The sequence below is a fragment of the Roseateles sp. P5_B10 genome (genome assembly GCF_056400485.1).
Genome location: NZ_JBFULE010000327.1, coordinates 1 through 5662 on the forward strand (window position 1 = coordinate 1; position 5662 = coordinate 5662).

The following is a 5662-nucleotide window of genomic DNA, read 5'->3' on the forward strand; positions in this document are numbered from 1 at the left end:
ACATTGACGCGCGAAGAGTTGTTGGCCTTTTACGAGGGCCGCATCGCCAAGTGGCAGGTCCCKGACGACGTTGTCTTCGTTTCCGAAATTCCGCATACGGCCACTGGCAAGGTGCAGAAGCTCAAGCTGCGCGACCAGTTCCTGAGCCACAAGCTCCCGACGGCATGAGCGCGATGACCGGTCAGGGGTAAGCCCGGGACTGCGGCGTGGCCGCGCTGGATTAACTTCCGTTCACATTCAGACCCACAACAGGAGACAAGCATGTTCKACATCACTTCGGCCCATGTCCCACGCCTAACGCGCGCATTCACGGCAGTCGCCGTGCTGGCCTTGGCGGCCGGGGCCGCCCAGGCGCAGAAGGGCGAGACAGTCAAGCTGGCCTATATCGACGCGTTGTCCGGGCTGATGGGCCCGGTGGGCCAGAACCAGGTCAAGACCTTCCAGTTCCTCGGCGAGAAGACCAACAAGAGCAACCCCGCCGGCGTGAAGTTCGAGATCGTCACCTTCGACAACAAGCTCAGCCCCGCCGAATCGCTGAACCTGCTGAAGGCCGCGGCCGACCAGGGCATCCGCTACATCATGCAGGGCAATGGCTCCAGCGTGGCGCTGGCCCTGAGCGACGCCGTCAGCAAGCACAACGAGCGCAACCCGGGCAAGGAAATCCTCTACCTGAACTACTCGGCGGTGGACCCCGACCTGACCAACAGCAAGTGCAGCTACTGGCACTTCCGCTTCGACGCCGACACGTCCATGAAGATGGAGGCGCTGACGACGTTCATGAAGGACCAGGCCGACGTCAAGAAGGTCTTTCTGCTGAACCAGAACTACGCCCACGGCCACCAGGTCGCCAAATACGCCAAGGAGATGTTGGCCCGCAAGCGCCCCGACGTGCAGATCGTCGGCGAGGACCTGCACCCGCTGGCCCAGGTGCGCGATTTCGCCCCCTATGTCGCCAAGATCAAGGCCAGCGGTGCCGACACCGTCATCACCGGTAACTGGGGCTCGGACCTGGCCCTGCTCGTCAAGGCCGCCAACGAGGCCGGCTACAACGGCAAGTTCTTCACCTACTACACCGGTGTGACCGGCACGCCGACGGCACTGGGCACCGGCGGCGCGGGCCGCGTCTTCCAGGTGGCCTACAGCCATTACAACCTGGGCGGCCAGGCGCAGAAGGACGCCGAGGAATACAACAAGAAGTTCAACGACGACATGTACACGCTCAGCGTGCAGCACATCTACTCGCTGCTGAGCCAGGCCATGGCCAACGCCAAGTCGACCGACCCGGTCAAGGTGGCCGCGGCGATGGAAGGTCTGACAGTCAAGAGCTTCAATGGTGAAGTGACGATGCGCAAGACCGACCACCAGCTGCAGCAGCCGCTGTTCATCTCGGTCTGGCAGAAGGCCGACGCCAAGTACCCCTACAGCCCCGAGAAGACCGGCATGACGCTGGCGCCGGTGAAGATGTACGACAGCTACGTGTCGTCGACGCCGACGTCCTGCCAAATGAAGAGGCCCTGAGCCCCTGGGTGCCTGACTCGACCGCGCCCCGCTCGCGAGCGGCGGCGCGATCCTCCTGACTTTGCCGGCCACCGCCTTGGATCAAGTCTTCATCAATCTGCTGAACGGCCTGTCGTCCGGCCTGCTGCTCTTCATGCTGAGCTCGGGCCTGACGCTGATCTTCAGCATGATGGGCGTGCTGAACTTTGCCCACGCCAGCTTCTACATGGTGGGCGCCTACATCGCCTATTCGCTGGTGGGCATCATGGGCTTCTGGCCGGCGCTGCTGTTCGCGCCGCTGGCCGTTGGCGTGCTGGGGGCGGGCTTCGAGAGGCTGGCGCTGCGGCGCGTGCACAAGTTCGGCCATGTGCCCGAGCTGCTGATCACCTTCGGCCTGTCCTATGTGGTGCTGGAGCTGGTGCAGTTGATCTGGGGCCGTACCGCAGTGACGTTCACGCCGCCGGCGCTGCTGGAGGGGTCGGCCCTGACCATCGTTTCGCGCGCCCAGGAGGGCATGTCGCTGGTGCTGGGCAAGGCCTCGCCCGAGGTCTGCGCGGTGGCCAACTGCTCGACCTTCCCGGCCACCAAGGCCTTCATGATGTTGGTGGCCCTGCTGATGCTGCTGGCGCTGTGGCTGCTGCTGACGCGCACCCGCGTCGGGCTGATCATCCAGGCCTCGCTGACGCACCCAGAGATGGTCGAGGCGCTCGGCCACAACGTGCCGCGCGTACTGATGCTGGTGTTTGGCAGCGGTTGCGCGCTGGCAGGCCTGGCCGGCGTCATCGGCGGCATCACCTTCGTGACCGAGCCCAACATGGCGGCGTTCATCGGCGCCATCATCTTCGTCGTCGTGGTCGTCGGCGGCATCGGCTCGCTGGCCGGCGCCTTCGTCGGCTCCATCGTCGTGGGTCTGTTGCAGACGCTGCCCTTGACGATCAACGGCTCCCTCGCCACGCTGCTCGGCAGCCTGGGCTTCACCATCACCCAGGCCACGCCGGGCTACCCGCTGCTGCGCCTGACGATGGCCGAGGTCGCCCCCATCCTGCCCTATCTGCTGATGGTGCTGATCCTGATCTTCCGSCCCAAGGGCCTGCTSGGSACGCGRGAAGACTGATCCGATGAGCAAGTCCAAGGATTTCCATTTCAAGCCCCACAACGTCGGGCGCTGGTTCGTCTGGGGTTTCTTCGCCCTCATCCTCTTCGTCGCCCCGCGCATCTGGACGACGGGCCTGGCGCAGACCATGCTGACGCAGATGGGCATCGGCGTCATCGCCTGCCTGGCCTACAACATCCTGCTGGGCCAAGGCGGCATGCTGAGCTTCGGCCACGCTGTCTACAGCGGCATGGGCGCCTTCCTCGCCATCCATGCGCTGAACATGGCCGGTGCCGGCACGCTGGGCATTCCCGTCAGCCTGATCCCGCTGGTGGGCGGCTTCGCGGGCCTGGTCTGCGCGGCGCTGCTGGGCTACGTGTCGACGAAGAAGGCCGGCACGCCGTTCGCGATGATCACGCTGGGCATTGGCGAACTGGTGTTCGCGCTGACGCTGATGCTGCCTGAGTTCTCGGGCGGCGAGGGCGGCGTGTCCAGCAACCGCGTCATCGGCAAGCCCTTCATGGGCATCAGCTTCGGCCCGCAGATCCAGGTCTACTACCTCGTCGCCGTCTACTGCTTCATCTGCACGGCGGCCATGTTCGCGCTGACGCGCACGCCGCTGGGCCGCATGCTGAACGCCGTGCGCGACAACCCCGAGCGTGTCGAATTCGTCGGCTACGACACCCATTGGGTGCGCTTCATGGCCTTCGCCATCTCGGGCTTCTTTGCTGGCGTCGCGGGCGGCCTGGGGGCGATCAACGCCGAGATCGTCAATGGCAGCGACGTGCTGCACGCGGCGCGCTCGGGGGCCTTCCTTCTGTTCACCTTCCTGGGCGGCGCGACCTTCTTCTTCGGTCCCATCATCGGCGCCGTGCTGATGGTCATCTGCGGCGTGCTGTTGTCGGAGCTGACCAAGGCCTGGCTGCTCTACCTGGGCCTGATCTTCCTGTTCATGGTCATGTATGCCCCGGGCGGCTTTGCCAGCCTCATCCTGATGAACCTGCGCGTGGCGGCCTTCGGCAAGTTGAAGAAGCTCTGGACCTCGTATCTCGCCCTGGCCRGCACGGCCCTCGCAGCGCTGGTCGGCGCGGCGACCATGATCGAGATGCTCTACCACCGCCAGCTCAACGAGGCCCTGGGTCCCGAGCTGCGCTTCATGGGCGCGACGCTGAACAGCGGCACGCTGGATGCCTGGTTCGGTGCCGGCTTCCTCATCGTCGTCGGTGCGGGTCTTTTCGAGCTGGTGCGCCGCCACTATGTGCACGAGTGGGGTGAGATCCAGGAAGACATCGAAAAAGAAATCAAGCGGAGGGAAGCCCTGTGAGCACGGCCTACGCCCTCGAACTGCGCGACCTGCGCAAGAGCTTCGGCAAGAGCGAGATCATCCGCGGCGCCAACCTGGCCGTGCAGGCCGGCGAGCGCGTGGCCATCATCGGCCCCAACGGCGCCGGCAAGAGCACGCTGTTCAACCTGATCAGCGGCCGCTTCGCGCCGACCTCGGGCGAGATCCATCTGCATGGCCAGCGCATCGACGGCAAGAAGCCCTACGAGATCAACCGCCTGGGCCTGTCGCGCAGCTTCCAGGTCTCCAACCTGTTCACGCGGCTGTCGGTGTTCGAGAACATCCGCTGCGCCGTGCTGTGGAGCCTGGGCCACCGCTACGCCTTCTGGAAGTTCCTCGCCGACCTCGAGGACGCCAACGATCGCACCGAGCAGATCCTCGAGATGATCAAGCTCGACCGCAAGCGCGACGTGCTGGCCATGAACCTCACCTATGCCGAGGCGCGGGCACTGGAGATCGGCATCACCATCGCCGGCGGCTCCAGCGTCATCCTGCTGGACGAACCCACGGCCGGCATGAGCAAGAGCGAGACCAAGCGCTTCATCCAGCTGATCCGCGACGTCACCGTTGGCAAGACCCTGCTGACCGTGGAGCACGACATGGGCGTCGTCTTCGGCCTGGCGGACAAGATCGCCGTGCTGGTCTATGGCGAGGTCATTGCCTTTGACACGCCCGAGGCCGTGCGCGCGAACGCACGCGTGCAGGAAGCCTATCTGGGCTCGGTGCTCGCGGAAACACAGGCGGCGGCAGCATGACGCAAGGAAGAATCCTCAAGCTGGACAACGTCCACGCCTTCTACGGCAAGAGCCATGTGCTGCATGGCGTCAGCATGGAGGTCAAGCCGGGCGAGATCGTCAGCCTGCTGGGTCGCAATGGCGCTGGCCGCTCCACGACGGTCAAGACCATCATGGGCCAGGTCGATGCCAAGGGCTCGGTGCGCTGGGGCGACACGGAGCTGGTCGGCCGCAAGGCCTACGAGATCGCCCACATGGGCCTGGGCTATGTGCCCGAGAACCGCGACATCTTCCCCAAGCTGACCGTGCACCAGAACCTGATGCTGGGGCAGAAGTCCAAAGCCAAGAACCCGCGCTGGGGCTTCGAGGACATGTACAAGATGTTCCCGCGGCTGCGCGAGCGCCAGCATACCGAGGCCGGCGTGCTCTSSGGCGGCGAGCAGCAGATGCTCACACTCTGCCGCACGCTGATGGGCGACCCCGACCTCATCATGATCGACGAGCCCACCGAAGGCCTGGCACCCAAGATCGTCGAACTGGTGGCCGAGTACCTCAAGGAGCTGAAGAACCGCGGCATCGCCGTGCTGCTGGTCGAGCAGAAGCTGGCCATCGCGATGGAGATCTCCGAGCGCTGCTACGTGATGGGCCACGGCCGCATCGTCTTCGAGGGCTCGCCGGCGGACCTGCGCGCCAATGCCTACATCCGCAAGGAGTGGCTGGAAGTGWGAGGAGCGCTGCTCAGTCGCCCCCAGCCGCCGGCAGGTTCGCCCGCGCCGCTTCCGCCAGCTCGGCGCCGTTGCGCCCGGCCTGCGGGAACACGGCGGTGCCCAGGCGCACACCCACCTGCATCAGCCGGCCGTCGACGCCATAGGCGCCTCTGAGAGCCTGCCGCAGCCGCTCCTCGACGAGCTCAGCCTCGGGCGCGCCGGCCGCTACCAGCAGCACGGCAAAGCAGTGCTCTCCCATGTGCACGACCTCGTCCGCGCTGCGTACACG

At 65.4% G+C, this 5662-nt stretch carries 5 protein-coding genes and 1 pseudogene; all 6 read left to right on the top strand.

Going from position 1 to position 5662, the window contains the following annotated elements:
• Window positions 1–168, top strand: a 168-nt coding sequence (locus tag AC1DU6_RS18340) for an AMP-binding enzyme (protein ID WP_477858762.1), incomplete at its 5' end; no start/stop codon positions are given.
• Between the two features lie 93 nt (window positions 169–261).
• A complete protein-coding gene (locus AC1DU6_RS18345) occupies window positions 262–1518 on the top strand; it encodes a branched-chain amino acid ABC transporter substrate-binding protein (RefSeq protein WP_477858759.1) in 1257 nt (418 codons plus the stop codon).
• Between the two features lie 133 nt (window positions 1519–1651).
• The gene (locus AC1DU6_RS18350) at window positions 1652–2611 is read left to right on the top strand and encodes a branched-chain amino acid ABC transporter permease (RefSeq protein WP_457392219.1); all 960 of its coding nucleotides are present in this window, start codon (window positions 1652–1654) and stop codon (window positions 2609–2611) included.
• Window positions 2612–2615: 4 nt separating this feature from the next.
• The gene (locus tag AC1DU6_RS18355) at window positions 2616–3914 is read left to right on the top strand and encodes a branched-chain amino acid ABC transporter permease (RefSeq protein ID WP_477858761.1); all 1299 of its coding nucleotides are present in this window, start codon (window positions 2616–2618) and stop codon (window positions 3912–3914) included.
• A complete protein-coding gene (locus tag AC1DU6_RS18360) occupies window positions 3911–4687 on the top strand; it encodes an ABC transporter ATP-binding protein (RefSeq protein ID WP_457323285.1) in 777 nt (258 codons plus the stop codon). The genes AC1DU6_RS18355 and AC1DU6_RS18360 overlap by 4 nt, the downstream gene beginning before the upstream one ends.
• A pseudogene (locus AC1DU6_RS18365) lies at window positions 4684–5391 on the top strand (ABC transporter ATP-binding protein); the annotation flags it as partial. The gene AC1DU6_RS18360 and the pseudogene AC1DU6_RS18365, both read left to right, overlap by 4 nt.
• Between the last annotated feature and the right edge of the window lie 271 nt (window positions 5392–5662).